The organism is Cupriavidus sp. CER-90 (assembly GCF_057652055.1).
Genome location: NZ_JBYGYM010000002.1, coordinates 3,028,954 through 3,045,968, shown reverse-complemented (window position 1 = coordinate 3,045,968; position 17,015 = coordinate 3,028,954). Strand labels below are relative to the sequence as shown.

Sequence of the window (17,015 nt, the reverse complement as noted above, 5' to 3'; positions counted from 1 at the left end):
AGAAAAGCGGGAATGTCGATCGGGCGGCGGCGATGCATGACTGGCTCCGGAAGAAAATGGAGCAGCCAGTGTCGTGGCGAACGGTGAAGGGACGGTGAGGCCGGCGTGAAGCGGTCGCCCGACGCGATCGCCGACGCGCTTCACCACCCCACTCGCGCCGCCGGCAAGCTCGACGCGTGCCTTCGACGCGTGCCTCCGACGGGTGCCTATGTGTCAGGCCATGTCAGGCCATTTCACAAGCCGCTTCGCCGGCCAGTGCGACGTCCGGCGCGTCGGCCACGGTGCTTTTCGCCATCGCGCTGTCGGCTTCGGAAGGGATGTCGCCCAGACCGATGGCGACCGTGATATTCGGTGTCCAGTTCTGGCGGTCGGTGCTGACCTCGGCAAACGTGGTCACGGTCGCGGTGTAGCCCTGCGCCCTGAGGTCGTCGGCCAGCCGCTGCGCGCGCGGTTCCAGCGCCGCCTGCGGATTCTCATCATTGATGTCGAGCACCAGTGTGGTCTCGAATTCTTCCTTGCCCTTCTGGATCGCCGTGTGCATGGCCTTGAGCTGCTTGTTCGCGAGCGCGACGAGCTTGCTGTACCGGGATTCTTCCTGACTGGCGCGCAGTGCCTTGGCGGCGTTGATGATTTCGGTGCGATCCACGAACATGATGGCCTTTCGAGGTGGAGGGATGGAAAACGCGGGCGCCGCACCGGCTTGACTGCGGAACGCAGCGTCTCCGGAAGGCGGCGACAACTGTATAAATATACAGTGTCCGTCAGCGAGCCGGCAAGACGTCGCGATGAAAAAAGCCGGCGCGCCTGATGGCGGGCCGGCTTTTCTGGCGAAATGACGATGCGGCGATGCCGCCGAAACTAGGCCTCGATGCCTTGCGACTGCAGGTACTCGTCGTACGTACCCAGGTAGTCGGTGATCGTGCCGTCGGGGCGCACCTCGATCACGCGCGTGGCCAGGCCGTTGATCAGTTCGCGGTCGTGCGACACGAAGATCAGCGTGCCCGCGAACTTGTCCAGCGCGATCTGCAGCGATTCGATCGACTCCATGTCCATGTGGTTGGTCGGCTCGTCCATGGCCAGCACGTTGTGGCGGCCCAGCATCAGCTTGCCCCAGATCATGCGGCCTTTCTCGCCACCGGACAGCACCTTGACGTTCTTCTTGATGTCGTCGGCCGAAAACAGCAGGCGGCCCAGCGTGCCGCGCAGCGACTGGTCGTCGTCGCCGGCTTGCGTCCACTGGCTCATCCAGTCCATCACGGTCACGTCGTTCGGGAATTCCTCGTACGTGTCCTGCGGCATGTAGCCCACGTTGGCGTTCTCGGCCCACTTGACCGTGCCGCGATCCACTTCCACGCCGCGCTGCACGCCGGTTTGCACGACGTTGTTCAGCAGGCTGCGCAGCAGCGTGGTCTTGCCCGCGCCGTTTTCGCCGATGATGGCCACGCGCTCGCCGGCCTGGACGGCCATCGACAGGTTGTTGATGATCTTGCGGTCGTACGTCTTGGTGATGTCCTCGACTTCCACGGCCAGGTTGTGCAGCTTCTTCTCGAACTCGAAGCGCACGAACGGATTCTGGCGCGACGACGGCTTGATGTCCTCGACCTTGATCTTTTCGATCTGCTTCGCGCGCGACGTGGCCTGGCGGGCCTTCGACTTGTTGGCCGAGAAGCGGCGCACGAAATCCTGCAGTTCGGTGATGCGTTCCTTGGCGCGCGCATTGGCGGCCACCTGGCGCTCGCGGGCCTGCATCGACGCCTGCATGTAGTCGTCGTAGTTGCCCGGATAGACCTTCAGCGTGCCGTAGTCCATGTCGGCCATGTGCGTGCACACCGAGTTCAGGAAGTGGCGATCGTGCGAAATAATGATCATGGTGGAGTTGCGCTCGTTGAGCACGTCTTCCAGCCAGCGGATCGTGTTGATGTCCAGGTTGTTGGTCGGTTCGTCCAGCAGCAGGACATCGGGGTTCGAGAACAGCGCCTGGGCCAGCAGCACGCGCAGCTTCCAGCCCGGGGCGATGTCGCTCATCGGGCCCTGGTGCTGGTCGGTCGGGATGCCCACGCCCAGCAGCAGTTCGCCGGCGCGCGCCTCGGCCGTATAGCCGTCGTACTCGGCGTACTTGGCCTCCAGTTCGGCGGCGCGCATGTAGTCTTCGTCGGTGGCCTCGGGGTTGGCGTAGATGGCGTCGCGCTCGCTGGCGGCGGCCCACATTTCCACGTGGCCCATCATCACCACGTCGAGCACGCGGTTGTCTTCATACGCGAACTGGTCCTGGCGCAGCTTGCCCAGGCGGATGCCCGGTTCCAGCATGACGGTGCCCGCCGATGGCTCGAGGTCGCCGCCGAGGATCTTCATGAAGGTGGACTTGCCGCAACCGTTCGCGCCAATCAGGCCGTAGCGGTTGCCCTCGCCGAACTTGACCGAGATGTTCTCGAACAACGGCTTGGGGCCGAACTGCATGGTGATGTTTGCGGTAGAAAGCACGTCTGAACCTTGTCTGGAATATGGGTGTGCCCTGTGGGCGCCACCTGCTGGCAGCCGGATTGTGGCGGCACGCACCCGATTGGCGTGCCCGGCGCAGCGAAAATGAGGAAATAACCCGTGATTTTACCACTTACGGGGGGCATTCGTCAGCCATGGCCACGGTCCCGGCATCGACCGGCCGTGGGCTGGCCGATGTTTGTTACAGCGTCGGGTACCCGGTCAGGGCCAGGCTGAAGCCATCGCCACGGGCTTCCAGCCGCGCCTGGGCGCCCACCGGCAGCGTCAGCTTGCGCGGGCAGTGGCCGAACGGCAGGCCGGTCAGCACCGGGATATCGAGCTGTTCGCGCAGATAGTCGAATACGGCATCCATGTTGTAGCCGTTGTCGTAATCGGTGGTGCGGTAGTTCGAGAAATCCCCCAGCACGATGGCCTGCTGCCCCGCCAGTACGCCAGCCTGCAGCAGTTGCAGCAGCATGCGCTCCACGCGGTACGGCGGCTCGTTGATGTCCTCCAGGAACAGGATGCCGCCAGGCACCTTCGGCATGTAAGGGGTGCCCAGCAGGCTGCACAGCATCGCCAGGTTGCCGCCCCACAGCGTGCCCTCCGCCGTCCCTGCCGCTACCACCTGCGGCGCGGCCACTTCGATCTTGCAGGCCGGGTCGCGCAGGATGGCCTCGAAGTGCCGCCACATGAACGGATCGACGTGTTCCTCGCCAAAATCGGCCAGCAGCATCGGCCCGGCAAACGTGACGCCGCCAGTGGCCGCCAGGTAGGCCAGCTGGAAAGCCGTGAAATCGCTATGGCCGACGATCGGCGTGCCGCTGACGCGGGCCTGCTCGGCAATGCGCGCAAAATCGATCTTGTCCAGCAGCCGCGCCAGGCCGTAGCCGCCCCGGACCGCCAGCGTCAGTTCACCGCGGCCGCCGGTGCCGATGGCGTGCAGGTCGGCCAGCCGTTCGGCGTCCGTGCCGCCAAAGCGCAGGTAGCGGCGCGCGAGGATATCGGGATTGTTGACGTGGTACCCGTGTTGCTTGAGCCAGGCGCAGCCGCGCGCGGCAATGGCCACGTTGTGCGGGTAGCCGGATGAGGCGATCAGTCGGACTTCGATGGGTTGGCGCATGCTTCGGATGTTGAGGGTACGACGCTCGGAAGCAGGAATTCTCGCCTAATCGGCTGCTGCTGGCGAGGGTGGCGAGGGTGGCGCGGCCGGCCCATCGGCAAGCGGCGGCTCCCCGGCGGCCCGGGCTGCCTGCTGGGCTGCCTGTTGGGCTGCCTTCTGCGCCCGGCGCCGTGCGCCAAAGAAATCGCGCAGCATCTGGCCACATTCATCGGCCATCACGCCGCGCGCCAGCGTGGTCTGGTGGTTCAGCGTGGCCTGTGCGAACAGGTCGACGACACTGCCCGCCGCACCGGTCTTGGGATCGGTGGCGCCAAACACCACGTGCCTGAGCCGCGCATGGAGGATGGCGCCACTGCACATCGCGCAGGGCTCCAGCGTCACGTACAGCTCGCACTCGGGCATGCGGTAGTTGCCCAGCACCTTGGCCGCCGCGCGCAGCGCCTGCATTTCGGCATGGGCGGACGGATCGACCGAACGGATCGGCAGGTTATGGCCACGCGCGATGATCTGGTCGTTCCACACCACCACGGCGCCCACCGGCACCTCGCCGGCCGCCTCGGCCAGGCGCGCCTCTTCCAGCGCGGCCGTCATATAGAAACGGTCCCGCGTGGTGTCGTCCTGGAACTGGGGCGCGCCGGACATGGGCAGATCAGTCCTGCGCCGGCAGCGCGAACGGCGCGCTGACTTCGGCCCAGCAGTTCGGCGTTTCGAACAGCACCAGCTTCGTCAGCTGCAGATGGTGGCCAAAGCAGTCCTTGAACACGGGCGCCAGGATGTCGAACGCTTCCTGCGCCAGGTTCTCGACGGTCGGGATGCTGTCGATGACCACGGTCTTGTGGTTGTCCATCGACTGCAGGAAGTTCAGCAGCGCGGTGTCGCCGCGATAGATCAGGAACGCATGGTCCCACTTCGACACCAGGTGCTCGTTGGCCAGCGTCTTGATATCGCCGAAATCCAGGATCATTCCGTCGTCCGACGCGCCTTCCTGGCGCAGCACCTCGCCGGACAGCGTCAGGTCCAGCCGATAGCGATGGCCGTGGATATTGCGGCACTGGCCGCCGTGGCTCGGGATGCGGTGGCCGGCATCGAATTCGAGCCGGCGTGTGATGGAAACTTGTTTGCTCATGTGTCAGCGAATGCCCAGCAGCTTGTGGGTCTGCAGCGACAGGCGCCAGCGTGGATGACGCTGGCAGAAGTCGACCGCGGCGGCCGTATTCTGCCGGGCCAGCGGACCATCCATGGCCTGCACCAGGAAATAGCGGAAATCCAGTTGCTCGTATGCCGCGAAGTCCTGACCCGCCTGCGGCATCACCACCTTCAGTTCGTCGCCCTTCTTCACGACCAGTTCCGATCCCATCTTGGGGCTCACGCAAACCCAGTCGATGCCATCGGGCACTTCGATCGTGCCATTGGTCTCGATGGCGATCTCGAAGCCCTGCGCATGCAGTGCGTCGATCAGCGGCGCATCAAGCTGCAGCAGCGGCTCGCCGCCCGTGCAGACCACCAGCGGCGTGCCGCCGGCGCCCTGCGGCCATTCCGATGCCACCACGGCCGCCAGTTCCTCGGCCGTCTTGTACTTGCCGCCACGCGTGCCGTCGGTGCCCACGAAATCGGTATCGCAGAACTGGCATACGGCACGGGCACGATCTTCCTCGCGGCCGGTCCACAGGTTGCAACCCGAGAAGCGGCAAAACACCGCCGCACGGCCGGAATTGGCGCCCTCGCCCTGCAGCGTATAGAAGATTTCCTTGACGGCGTATGTCATGCGTATGCGACGGTTGGGGTGCGTGGGGAGTTCCTGCTCAAAAATTAGGCAAAAGCCGAGGCGCGAGCAACCGGCGATTGTATCAAGAACCTAGGGTTTCTGCTAAGTCCATCGAAATCGGCCGGTTCAGCGCCTGCCTTCCGGGCAGTCGCCGCCTTTCTTGATTTCAGATCAAATATCTTCTGCATATCGACGGCTTTTTCAGCAACAAAGGCGCTGGCACACTGCGCTCCAACCTTGAATACCGGAGCTTGCCATGCCCGTTGCCTTGCTGGCGCTGACACTCAGTGCCTTTGCCATCGGAACCACCGAATTCGTGATTGTCGGCCTGATCCCGACCATCGCCGCCGACCTGCACATCAGCGTGCCATCGGCGGGACTGCTGGTCAGCCTTTATGCGCTGGGCGTGGCCGTGGGCGCCCCGGTGCTGACCGCGCTGACCGGCCGCCTGCCGCGCAAGGCGCTGCTGCTGTCGCTGATGGCGCTGTTCACCGCCGGCAACCTGCTGGCCTGGCAGGCGCCAAGTTACGAGTCGCTGGTGGCCGCGCGCGTGCTGACCGGCCTGGCGCACGGCGTATTCTTTTCGATCGGATCGACCATCGCCACCAGCCTGGTGCCGCGCGAAAAGGCAGCCAGCGCCATCGCCATCATGTTTACGGGCCTGACGGTCGCGCTGGTCACCGGCGTGCCGCTGGGTACGTTCATCGGGCAGCACTTCGGATGGCGCGAGACGTTCCTGGCGGTCTCCGCGCTCGGTGTGATCGCGTTTGTCGGCAGCCTGTTGTTCGTGCCATCAACGATCCGCCATGCCGCGCCAGCCTCGCTGCTGCAACAGGCACGCGTGCTGGCCGAGCCGCGCCTGTTGCTGGTCTATGCCAAGACAGCCATCGGCTATGGCGGATCGTTTATCCCCTTCACGTTCCTGGCGTCGATCCTGCAGGATGTGTCGGGCTTCAGCGCCGGCGCCGTGGGGCTGGTGATGCTGGTGTATGGCGTCTCGGTCGCCATCGGCAATATCTGGGGCGGCCGCCTGGCCGACCGCCATGGCCCGATCGCCGCGCTGCGCATCGTATTTCTACTATTGGCTGCCGTGCTGTTCGTGCTGACCTTCACCGCCCCGCATCGGTGGCTGGTGCTGGCCACGGTACTGGCCTGGGGCGCGGTGGCCTTCGGCAACGTGCCGGGACTGCAGGTCTATGTGGTCAAGCAGGCGGAGCACCACACGCCGCAGGCCGTGGATGTGGCGTCGGGGCTCAATATCGCCGCCTTCAACCTGGGCATTGCCGGCGCGGCATGGGCGGGCGGACTGGTCGTGGAGCACTTTGGCCTGATGCATACGCCATGGATCGGCGCGCTGGTGGTGCTGGTGGCATGGGCCCTGACCGAGCTGAGCGGCCGGCTCGACCGCGCGGCAGGCATCGACGTGCGCGCCGGTGGCATGCCGGCCGGGGCCCTGCAGCACTGACCGCCAGCATCGATCCCCACCCTCGATCTCCACCATCGAGCGCGGCAGCCTGCGCATCCACAGCAAAACGGGCCTCGCAGGCCCGTTTTCTGATCGCATTGCCGTTTAGCGCGGCGCGCCCAGGAAATCCATCTTGCCGATCTGCACGCCCTTGTGACGCAGGAGGTCGTAGGCCGTGGTCACATGGAAGTAGAAGTTCGGCAGCGCAAACCCGAGCGTGTAGCTCTTGCCATCGAACGTCACCGGGCCGTTGCGCAACTTCAGCTCCACCACGCGCGTTTCGCTGCCCTCAAGCTGTTCGGGGCGGATCGACTTCAGGAAGCCCACCGTCCGGGCGATCCGCTCCTGCAGTTCGGGGAACGTGGTCTCGTTGTCCGGATACGACGGGATGTCGATCCCGGCCAGCCGTGCCGCGCAGCCCTTCGCCGAGTCGCTGGCCCGCTGCACCTGGGCGGGCAGCGCGTCCATGTCGGCAATCAGACGCGTCTGAAGCAGCTCGGCGGCGTCCATGCCCTGCGCCTGCGCGTGGGCCGCGCCTTTTTCAAGGATGGCGGACAGGTTCGTCAGGGCCCGGACAAACACCGGGATCGATACGTCGTACATCGAGAGGGCCATGGGGGCTCCTTGCATGGGTCGTGGGATGTCGTGACAACGCGTGGTCCGGCGGCGCGTGGCGCGCGGTGTGCCGCGGGCTGACGCCTGCCGGTGTCGCAGGCCATAGCATAGACCGGAACCGCCGGAGCTGCTGGCTAGCCGCCAAGTCCGGCCAGCCATGCATCCGCATCGTCGATGCCGAATTCGATCCACATCGGCAGATGATCGCTGATGCGATAGGTACGCCAGTCCTTGAAGCTTCGCCCCGGCCGGGTCTGGCGTTCGGACGCGTAGGCATCGGCGTCGGCCAGGCGGTAGACGTGCTCGTACACGTCGAACACGCCGGCGCGGCCGGTCGGCGCCATGCGCGACAGCCGCCGGAAGTAGGCAATCTGGTCGTAGTGCCGGTTCTTGTCCACATTCGAGCCAGGCAAGGATTGAAGCGGCTCGGGGACGACGAACCCCGCCCGGGTGATCGCCTCCATCGTCACGTCGCGCCGGTTGAAGATATTGAAATCGCCCAGCAGGATCAGGTTGCCCGGGTCGCCCTTCACGCCGGGCGCCGGCTGCGGCGCGGCCGACAGCTTGCCGGCCGCCTTGGCGACGGTTTTGCTGAAGGCGGTGATCTCCGCCAGCCGCCGCGCGTCGTCGGGCTTGCCGGTGCCGTAGTAGATATGGACCGTGGCCAGCGTCAGGTACGCCCATCCGGCCTGGAAGCCGGCCAGGTATGGCGAGCGCGCCAGCTGCACGGGGGCCGGCCCCGCCCTGCCCGCCCTTGGCAGTACCAGTTCCGCAGCCAGCCCGGTAAAGCGCACCTTGCGGCGGTCGTACAGATAGGCCATGCGCTCGGCATTGCCGGACGTGCCCAGCGTGACATCGGTCACCAGATAGCCCCACCACGGCCCGAGCATGCGCTGCAGCCGCTGCAACGGGTACAGGCCATCCCTGACTTCCTGGATGGCGATCAGGTCGAAGCGGCTCAGCACCTCGGCGATGTAAAGGTAGGACTCTTCCGAACGGTAGCCGTACTTGCCGCTGTCGAACTCGCGGATATTCCATGTGGCCAGCAGCAGCGTATCGGTGGCCGTGCGCGCCGGGATCTGGCTGGCCAGTGCCTGGCGCAAGCGTGTCAGGCCTTCGATGGTGCGGGCACGCGCATGCGCGTCGGCGATATCGGCAAGGAAGTCGTAGTGGGTCATTGGCGGGCGCCACGTTGAAAGCCGGCCATCGTCAGGGCCGCCCTTGGCGGCTGCATTGGTCTGCATCAAGCGCGCGGCTGGATAACGCCGATTCCAGCGGACTACGATGCCGCGCCGCCACCCATGATCCGCGTCAACGCCCCCGACTCCCCCCGGAAATACGATGGCTCGCATCGTTGACGACACAACGGCCATCAAGGGATAGACGCCATGAATCACGCTACAGGTACCACCGCAGGGAATCCTGAAGCTGGCCTTTCGCCAGCATCCGAGCGCGCGCAGCCGCCGAACTTCGCCGGGAACGACCGGGTGCTGTTCGGCATTGTGCTGGGTGTGCTCACGTTCTGGCTGTTCGCGCAGACCACGCTGAACATTGCGCCGGACATGGGCGCCACGCTGGGCCTGTCGCCCACCACGATGAACATCGCCGTGGCCATCACCGCGTTGTTCTCCGGCATCTTCATCGTCTTCATGGGCGGCATCGCCGACCGTGTGGGGCGCTACCGCATCCTGCAGCTCGGCTTTTGCCTGAGCATCGCGGGCTCGCTGCTGGTGGCGATCGCACCGGCCGGCCCGCTGGCCATACCGTGCCTGCTGGCGGGCCGCGCGCTGCAAGGCCTGTCGGCGGCGTGCATCATGCCGTCGAGCCTGGCGCTGATCAAGACGTACTGGCCCGGCAAGGCACGCCAGCGCGCCATCAGCATCTGGTCGATCGGATCGTGGGGCGGCTCGGGCGTGTGCGCGATCTTTGGCGGCACCATCGCGGCCCAGTTCGGCTGGCGCTCGATCTTCTTCCTGTCGATCGCGGCGGCCGTGGCCGGCCTGCTGATGATCCGGGGCACGCCCGAAAGCCGGGCCGAGGACCGGCACGACGCGAAGATCGACCGCAAGGGTATCTTCACCTTCATGGTGGCGATGATCGCACTGCAGGTGGTGGTCACGCAGGGCGCCCGGTTCGGCTGGACCAGCGTCAGCACGCTGTTGCTGGTGGCAGCCGTGGTGGTCTTCGGCTTCGTGTTCCTGCGCCACGAGGCCCGCGCCGCGGACCCGTTCATCGACTTCCGCCTGTTCCGCAGCAGCACCTACACCGGCGCGACGATCTCCAACTTCATGCTCAACGGCGTGGCCGGCACGCTGATCGTGGTCATGCAGCTGGCGCAGCTGGGCGGCAACATGACCGCCCAGCAGGCCGGCGTGCTGACCATCGGCTTTGCCATCACGATCATTGCGTTTATCCGCGTCGGCGAAAAGCTGTTGCAGCGGTTTGGCGCCCGCAAGCCGATGCTGTGGGGCTGCGCGCTGACGGCCGCGTCGGTGATCTGCCTGGCGATGACGCAGCTGACGCTGGCCGACTACAAGATCGTCGCCACCATCGGCTTTGCCCTGCAGGGCATCGGCCTGGCGTTCTATGCCACCCCGTCCACCGATGCCGCGCTGTCCGCGCTGCCGCCGGACCAGGCGGGCTCCGGCGCCGGCATCTACAAGATGGCGTCGTCGCTGGGCGGCGCGTTCGGCGTGGCCATCTCGGCCACGATCTTCACGGCCGTGCGCACCCATGCCGAAGGCGCGCAGATGCTCGACGGCCTGATCGACTTCCAGGGCGCCCAGGACCAGGTGGCCGTGCGTACGGCGGCCATCCTGGCGCTGGCATTCAACCTCTGCATGGTCGTCGTGGCGGCCATTTCGATCATGGCAACCATCCCGCGCGCCAAACCCGGTGTGCCTGCCCGGTGATGGGCCGGCATCCGCGCACGGTGACGCCTGCAACTGCGCCTTTTATGTCTTCCGTATTGATGTCCTCATCAAGGAGGCCTGTTCCATGTCTGCATCCATCGTTCTTATCTGCGGCAACCTGTTCGACGGTCTCGGCGAAGCCCTGCAGGGGCCCACCGAAATCCTGATCGAACACGACACCATTGCCGCCATCGGGCCGTCGGTGGCACGGCCGCGCAATGCCCGCGTGATCGACCTGTCCCATCGCACGATCGCGCCGGGCTTTATCGACACGCACGTTCACCTGTTCCTGGACGGGATGAACCTGAAGCAGCAGATCCTGCAGTCCAGCGCCGGCAAGGCGCTGGCTGGCCTGAGCCTGGCCCGCCAGTACATGCGCTATGGCTTCACCACCCTGCGCGACCTTGGCACGTTCGACGATGACTGGCCGGGGCTGGAGCTGCGCAACGCGATCAACGCGGGCCGCCTGACCGGGCCCCGCCTGTTCGTGGCGCCGCATATGATCAGCGGATCGGGCGGCCATGGCGACATGCAGGGCGCGCTGCCGTGCCGCTGCCATCTGGGGCTGTCGAAAACGGCCGACTCGCCCACCGATATCCGCAAGCAGGTGCGCTGCCAGGCCGCGCATGGCGCCGACTGGATCAAGACCATGAACACCGGCGGCTATATGAGCTTTGGCGACGACCCGGCCCGCGTGACGTGGTTCGACGAAGAAATGGAGGCCGCAGCCGCCGCCGCCCATCAGCTGGGCCTGCCGGTTTCCGTGCACACGGGCGCCGCCGAAGGCTGCAAGCAGGCCCTGCGCGCGGGCGCGCGCAGCCTGGAACATTGCTACCTGATCGACGACGAGGGCATTGCGCTGGCCGAGGCGTCGGGCGCCTTCCTGGTGCCGACCATGCAGATGACGCTGGAAGACAAGGACATGCTGGCGGCCAACACGTTGCCGCCGCAGGCGGTCTGGAAGTTTTCGCGCGACCTGCCCGAGATCGAGCGGGCCCAGCGGCGCATGGCCGCCAGCCGCGCCCACATCGCGCTGGGCACCGACTGCGGCATGTTCCCGTTCTCACGCGGCATTCTCGAATTCCAGGCGATGGTGGCGGCCGGCCTGTCGCCGGCCCGGGCGCTGCGCGCGGGCACCAGCGTGGCCGCGGCCCTGCTGCAGCGCACGGACATCGGCGTACTCGAAGTCGGACGCCAGGCCGACATCGTGGCAATGCCAGGCGATCCGCTGGCCGACATCGCGGCCACCGCACAGGTGGACTTTGTCATGCGCGGCGGACGCATTTACCGATTTGGCGATCTCGACCTGCCGGGCTGAAAGCGCCCACAGCGCGAGAATCGTCGAAACACCCGCCGGAGATCTTCGGAAGCATCCACGACATGCCGTCATTCCAACGTAGAATTCGACAGCCGGCGCACAGCCCCGGCGCAATGTCATGTCATCTGGATGTACGTCGATCTCCTTACCCTTTACCTTCTGGCAATCGGAACGCTGCTCGCCAGTGCGGGCATGATGTTCTGGGAACACCTGGCCAATCCCCGGCACAGCAAGGCCCTGCGCATTCTGTCCGCCGGATTTGCGACGCTTGCCGTCGGCTGCGTGACGGTGCTCTTCCGCCGCGCCGTGCCCGGTGTGCTGGGATCGGCACTCGCCAACCTGGTAATGCTGTGCGGCTACCTGCTGATCCTCAATGGCGTTGCGGCGCTCAGTAGCCGGCGCTACCGCATCACCGTCGGCGTCGTGCTGTGTGGCATGGCAGCCGTTTGGGCAGTATCCGGCACACGCGGGGTAGACATCACCTGGAACTACATCAGCGCCTTCCCCATTGCCCTCATCAGCGCCATGACCGCACGCGAAATGCTGCGGTGTGAGGCGCTGAAGCCGTTTTTCGCGCGACACATCGTCGTGGCCGTGGCGGGCATCCACGCCCTGCTCTACGCCGGGCGTGCCTTTGGGCTGCCGTGGCTCGTGTCGGCGTACGGGCCTGCCATGCAGGGCATCGCGAGCAAGATCACCATGTACGAGGGCGTCCTGTATTCGGTGATCCTGCCGATGACGATCCTGAAGCTGATCCGCGAAGACAGCCACACCCAGTTGCTCAAAGAGTCCCAGACTGACTATCTGACCCGCCTGGGCAACCGCCGGTGGTTTTTCGAACAGGGCCAACGCATTCTGGCGGCAGAAGACCGCCGCCGACCGGTCGCCGTCCTGGCTTTCGACCTCGATCAGTTCAAGGCCATCAACGACCGCTACGGCCATCAGGCCGGCGACGAAGTGCTGAAATCGTTCGCGGAGATCGCCCGGGGCGTGATGGGCCCGGACATCCTGTTCGCACGCATCGGCGGCGAGGAATTCGCTGCATTGCTATATGGCGCAGACGCGCAGCGCGCTGGCACCCTCGGCGCGACCGTGGCGGCGCAGTTCGCCGAGAATATCGCCGGCCGTATCGGGGGCGTCGGCATTCCGGCAACAGTCAGCATCGGGCTGGCGCAATTCGAGCGGGAAACGCCAGTGCTGAGTGACGCACTGGTCGCCGCTGACCAGGCGTTGTACCGGGCCAAGGCGCTGGGTGGGAATCGTCTTGAAATCGCGCAAACCGAGGAGCAGTCGGCGACGGTGTGAGGCGGCCGGGGAAGGCCATGTGAGGCGGGGTCCGGCAGGCGGATACCTGCTGGCATCCGCCCGATCCGGGATCGGCACGGGCGCATCCGGCCCTGCCAGGCGCCGGATGGCCTAAGGCCGGGGGATTATTCCCACTCGATCGTTGCAGGCGGCTTGCCCGAAACGTCGTACACCACGCGATTCAGCCCGCGCACCTCGTTGATGATGCGGTTCGAGCAGCGGCCCAGCAGCGCGTACGGCAGGTGCGCCCAGTGCGCGGTCATGAAGTCCGTGGTCTGCACGGCGCGCAGCGCTACCACGTAGTCGTACGTGCGGCCATCGCCCATCACGCCAACCGACTTCACCGGAAGGAATACGGCGAATGCCTGGCTGGTCAGGTCGTACCAGCTCTTGCCCACCTGGTGCGGCTCGCACAGGCCGGCGGCGGCATCCTGCTCGGTGGCGAGGGTCTTGCGCAGTTCCTCGATGAAGATCGCGTCGGCGCGGCGCAGCAGATCGGCGTACTCGCGCTTGACCTCGCCCAGGATGCGCACACCGAGGCCCGGACCCGGGAACGGATGGCGGTAGACCATTTCCGGCGGCAGGCCCAGCGCCACGCCCAGTTCGCGCACTTCGTCCTTGAACAGGTCGCGCAGCGGTTCCAGCAGCTTCAGCCCCAGCGTTTCGGGCAGGCCGCCCACGTTGTGGTGACTCTTGATCGTGGTCGCCTTCTTGGTCTTGGTGCCGCCCGATTCCACCACATCCGGGTAGATCGTGCCCTGCGCCAGCCACTTGGCGTTGGTCAGCTTCTTTGCTTCGGCCTGGAACACTTCCACGAACTCGCGGCCAATGATCTTGCGCTTTTGCTCCGGATCGGTCACGCCGGCCAGGTGGCCCAGGAACTGGTCCGATGCGTCGACATGGATGACCTTGGCGTGCAGGCGGCCGGCGAACATGTCCATCACCATCTTGCCTTCGTCCAGGCGCAGCAGGCCGTGATCGACGAACACGCAGGTCAATTGGTCGCCGATGGCGCGATGGATCAGCGCAGCCGCCACCGACGAATCGACGCCGCCGGACAGGCCCAGGATCACCTCTTCGTCGCCCACCTGCTCGCGGATCTTGGCCACGGCCTCGGCGATGTGGTCACCCATCACCCAATCCGGGTTCGCGCCGCAGATCTGCAGCACGAAACGATCGAGCATCTCGCGGCCCTTGGACGTATGCGTGACTTCCGGGTGGAACTGCACGGCGTAGTAACCGCGGGCCTCGTCGGCCATGCCGGCAATCGGGCAGCTCGGCGTCGATGCCATCAGCTTGAAGCCGTCGGGCAGCGCGGTCACCTTGTCGCCGTGGCTCATCCAGACCTTCAGCATGCCGTGGCCTTCGGGCGTGCTGAAATCCTCGATGCCCTTGAGCAGGTTCGTATGGCCATGGGCGCGGACTTCCGCGTAGCCAAACTCGCGCGAATCGCTCCATTCGACCTTGCCGCCCAGCTGCACGGCCATGGTCTGCATGCCGTAGCAGATGCCCAGTACCGGCACGCCCAGATCCCACACGGCCTGCGGCGCGCGCAGCTGGTGGTCTTCGTAGGTGCTGGCGTGGCTGCCCGACAGGATCACGCCCTTTGGCGCGAACTCGCGGACGAATTCATCGGTCACGTCGTTCGGATGGATTTCGCAGTAGACGTGCGCTTCGCGAACGCGGCGGGCGATCAGCTGCGTGACTTGCGAACCGAAATCAAGAATGAGGATTTTGTCGTGCATGATTGGCAGTGGGCAGTGCATCCGGATCGGGTTCGGTCATGACTTCGGTGCCCGGGCCATAGCCGGGCGGTGGCGTGATGACCGGCTCGCGCCGGTATTCGGGGGATGCGGGGGACGTCGCCGGGCGCGCCGGACGGCCAATGCCGCTGTCGGCGACATCGGTCACGTCGGTAACGTCGGTCGGATAGGGAACGCCGGCGGCACGCGCGTCGCGGTCAGCCTTGGCCTGGTCGGCCAGCGCGCGTTCGCGCAGCCGCACCTTCTTGGCCGACGGAATCTGCACGATGCCGAAGAACAGCAGCATGGCCGCCATCGTCAGCAGCCAGACCTTGCCGGCTGGCTGGACGGGCATGTCCAGGAACAGCGTCCAGGCGGCCACCAGTATCGCGCTGGCCAGGTTGATCAACCCGGCGACGCGCGCCACGGGCACCGTCATATGTCCATTGAATGTGGCCGTGAACAGCAGCCATGACATGCCGAGCGTGGCCACGCCCAGCAGCTGCCCGAACAGGGCCGGCTCCGGCACCGGCAGTTGCAGCGCGGCGTACAGCGTGGTGAACGGCGACATCAGCAGCAGCAGGCCAAGCAGCAAGTCGAGCACCGCATCGAAAAACAGCACGGCTCGCAGCAATACCTTCATGGTCGCTCCTTATTGCGGCGCGGCCGCGCAGGCCCCGTCACCCTCGACAGAACCGGCGCGGCCGTGGTGCCCGTCAGGGCAGGCCAGATCGACATCAATCGATATGGTAGTTCGGCGCTTCCTTGGTGATCTGCACGTCATGGACATGCGATTCGCGCATGCCCGCCGCCGTGATCTGCACGAACTCGGCCGATTCGTGCCACTGCGGAATCGAGCTGGCGCCGCAGTAACCCATCGACGCGCGGATGCCGCCAGTCAGCTGGTGGATGATTGCCTGCACCGGCCCCTTGTACGCGACCCGGCCTTCGATGCCTTCCGGCACCAGCTTGTCGACGTTGGCGGTGTTGTCTTCCTGGAAGTAGCGGTCAGCCGCGCCGTCCTTCATCGCGCCAACCGAACCCATGCCGCGGTAGCTCTTGAACGAGCGGCCCTGGAACAGGAACACCTCGCCCGGGGCTTCCTCGGTACCCGAGAACATGCCGCCCATCATCACGGTGTGGGCACCGGCCGCCAGGGCCTTGGCCACGTCGCCCGAATAGCGCACGCCGCCATCGGCGATCAGCGGCACGCCCGTGCCCTTGAGCGCCTCGGCCACGTTCGACACGGCCGTGATCTGCGGCACACCGACACCGGCCACGATACGTGTGGTGCAGATCGAGCCAGGGCCGATACCGACCTTGACGCCATCGGCGCCATGCTCGACCAGCGCCAGCGCGGCGGCGCCGGTGGCGATATTGCCCCCCACCACCTGCACCTGCGGGAAGTTCTGCTTGACCCAGCGCACGCGGTCCAGCACGCCCTGGCTGTGGCCGTGGGCGGTATCCACTACGATCACGTCGACGCCGGCCTTGACCAGCAGTTCCACGCGTTCATCGTTGTCCGGGCCCACGCCCACTGCGGCGCCTACGCGCAGCTGGCCGTGCGCATCCTTGCTGGCCAGCGGATTGTCCACGGCCTTCTGGATGTCCTTTACCGTGATCAGGCCGCGAAGCTCGAACGCCGCGTTGACCACCAGCACGCGCTCAAGGCGGTGGCGGTTCATCAGGCGCTTGGCTTCTTCCAGCGGCGCGCCTTCGGCCACCGTCACGAGCTTGTCGCGCGGGGTCATCTTGGCACGCACGGGTGCGTCCAGTTCTTCTTCGAAACGCAGGTCGCGGTTCGTGATGATGCCGACGACGGTCTTGCCCTCGAGCACCGGGAAACCCGAAATGCCGTGCTGTTGCGACAGCGCAATCACATCGCGAACCTTCATGTCCGGCGAAATGGTGATCGGATCACGCAGCACACCCGATTCGTAGCGTTTCACACGCGCCACTTCACGGGCCTGGTCGGCGGGCTTCAGGTTCTTGTGAACGATACCGATACCGCCGGCCTGCGCCATGGCAATGGCCAGGCGCGCTTCCGTCACCGTATCCATGGCGGCGGACAGCAGCGGAATATTGAGTTCGATCGAACGGGTCAGTCGGGTGCGGAGGGAAACATCCCGGGGCAGGACGGCCGAATAGGCCGGGACGAGCAGCACGTCATCGAATGTGAGTGCTTTCTGGACAAGACGCATAGCGAATCCTCTAGGCGCAAAAGCAGATTATACAGGAATGCAGGATTTGCTGATGCGTTGTTGCAAGCCGTTTGCTATTCTCGGCCACCTT

At 65.7% G+C, this 17,015-nt stretch carries 15 protein-coding genes; 4 read left to right on the top strand and 11 right to left on the bottom strand.

What is annotated here, in order from left to right:
• Window positions 1–223: 223 nt before the first annotated feature.
• From AC24R4_RS24500 to queE, 6 genes are all read right to left on the bottom strand, one after another.
• Window positions 224–652 carry a hypothetical protein gene (locus AC24R4_RS24500; RefSeq protein WP_487523735.1) on the bottom strand — a complete coding sequence of 143 codons (429 nt, stop codon included), beginning with the start codon at window positions 650–652 and terminating at the stop codon, window positions 224–226.
• A gap of 206 nt (window positions 653–858) precedes the next feature.
• Entirely contained in the window at window positions 859–2,481 is a 1,623-nt protein-coding gene (locus tag AC24R4_RS24495) for an ABC-F family ATPase (RefSeq protein ID WP_249641082.1), read from the bottom strand.
• Between the two features lie 199 nt (window positions 2,482–2,680).
• Complete coding sequence (gene ldcA / locus AC24R4_RS24490) at window positions 2,681–3,601, bottom strand: muramoyltetrapeptide carboxypeptidase (protein WP_400394358.1); 921 nt, start codon at window positions 3,599–3,601, stop codon at window positions 2,681–2,683.
• A gap of 45 nt (window positions 3,602–3,646) precedes the next feature.
• Window positions 3,647–4,243, bottom strand: coding sequence for a tRNA adenosine(34) deaminase TadA (tadA, locus tag AC24R4_RS24485; RefSeq protein ID WP_400394356.1), 597 nt, complete (start codon window positions 4,241–4,243; stop codon window positions 3,647–3,649).
• A 7-nt stretch (window positions 4,244–4,250) separates the two neighbouring features.
• Complete coding sequence (locus tag AC24R4_RS24480) at window positions 4,251–4,727, bottom strand: 6-pyruvoyl trahydropterin synthase family protein (RefSeq protein WP_092599951.1); 477 nt, start codon at window positions 4,725–4,727, stop codon at window positions 4,251–4,253.
• Between the two features lie 3 nt (window positions 4,728–4,730).
• Window positions 4,731–5,366, bottom strand: coding sequence for a 7-carboxy-7-deazaguanine synthase (queE, locus tag AC24R4_RS24475; protein ID WP_400394355.1), 636 nt, complete (start codon window positions 5,364–5,366; stop codon window positions 4,731–4,733).
• Between the two features lie 256 nt (window positions 5,367–5,622).
• Between queE and AC24R4_RS24470 the strand changes: the two genes are divergently transcribed.
• Window positions 5,623–6,831: an MFS transporter gene (locus AC24R4_RS24470; protein WP_400394353.1), complete on the top strand. Its 1,209-nt coding sequence runs from the start codon at window positions 5,623–5,625 to the stop codon at window positions 6,829–6,831.
• 105 nt (window positions 6,832–6,936) lie between these two features.
• Here AC24R4_RS24470 and AC24R4_RS24465 read toward each other — a convergent pair whose 3' ends face one another.
• Together AC24R4_RS24465 and AC24R4_RS24460 are read right to left on the bottom strand one after the other, a co-directional pair.
• Entirely contained in the window at window positions 6,937–7,446 is a 510-nt protein-coding gene (locus AC24R4_RS24465; protein WP_153947767.1) for a DUF1993 domain-containing protein, read from the bottom strand.
• Window positions 7,447–7,580: 134 nt separating this feature from the next.
• Window positions 7,581–8,624, bottom strand: a complete 1,044-nt coding sequence (locus AC24R4_RS24460) for an endonuclease/exonuclease/phosphatase family protein (protein WP_487523734.1) — start codon at window positions 8,622–8,624, stop codon at window positions 7,581–7,583.
• Window positions 8,625–8,834: 210 nt separating this feature from the next.
• Here AC24R4_RS24460 and AC24R4_RS24455 point away from each other — a divergent pair, with 210 nt between their 5' ends.
• The 3 genes from AC24R4_RS24455 to AC24R4_RS24445 all read left to right on the top strand — a co-directional run bounded on the left by AC24R4_RS24455 (window position 8,835) and on the right by AC24R4_RS24445 (window position 12,981).
• Window positions 8,835–10,358, top strand: a complete 1,524-nt coding sequence (locus tag AC24R4_RS24455; protein ID WP_487523733.1) for an MFS transporter — start codon at window positions 8,835–8,837, stop codon at window positions 10,356–10,358.
• 85 nt (window positions 10,359–10,443) lie between these two features.
• A complete protein-coding gene (locus AC24R4_RS24450) occupies window positions 10,444–11,676 on the top strand; it encodes an amidohydrolase family protein (protein ID WP_487523732.1) in 1,233 nt (410 codons plus the stop codon).
• Between the two features lie 129 nt (window positions 11,677–11,805).
• Entirely contained in the window at window positions 11,806–12,981 is a 1,176-nt protein-coding gene (locus AC24R4_RS24445) for a GGDEF domain-containing protein (protein ID WP_487523731.1), read from the top strand.
• Window positions 12,982–13,106: 125 nt separating this feature from the next.
• Here AC24R4_RS24445 and guaA read toward each other — a convergent pair whose 3' ends face one another.
• From guaA to guaB, 3 genes are all read right to left on the bottom strand, one after another.
• Window positions 13,107–14,726 (bottom strand): glutamine-hydrolyzing GMP synthase, encoded by a 1,620-nt coding sequence (gene guaA / locus AC24R4_RS24440; protein WP_400395065.1) that lies wholly within the window; start codon window positions 14,724–14,726, stop codon window positions 13,107–13,109.
• Window positions 14,701–15,366: a hypothetical protein gene (locus tag AC24R4_RS24435; protein ID WP_400395063.1), complete on the bottom strand. Its 666-nt coding sequence runs from the start codon at window positions 15,364–15,366 to the stop codon at window positions 14,701–14,703. Before AC24R4_RS24435 ends, guaA begins: the two co-directional genes overlap by 26 nt.
• Before the next feature lie 94 nt (window positions 15,367–15,460).
• Window positions 15,461–16,924, bottom strand: coding sequence for an IMP dehydrogenase (gene guaB, locus AC24R4_RS24430; RefSeq protein WP_400395062.1), 1,464 nt, complete (start codon window positions 16,922–16,924; stop codon window positions 15,461–15,463).
• Window positions 16,925–17,015: the final 91 nt, after the last annotated feature.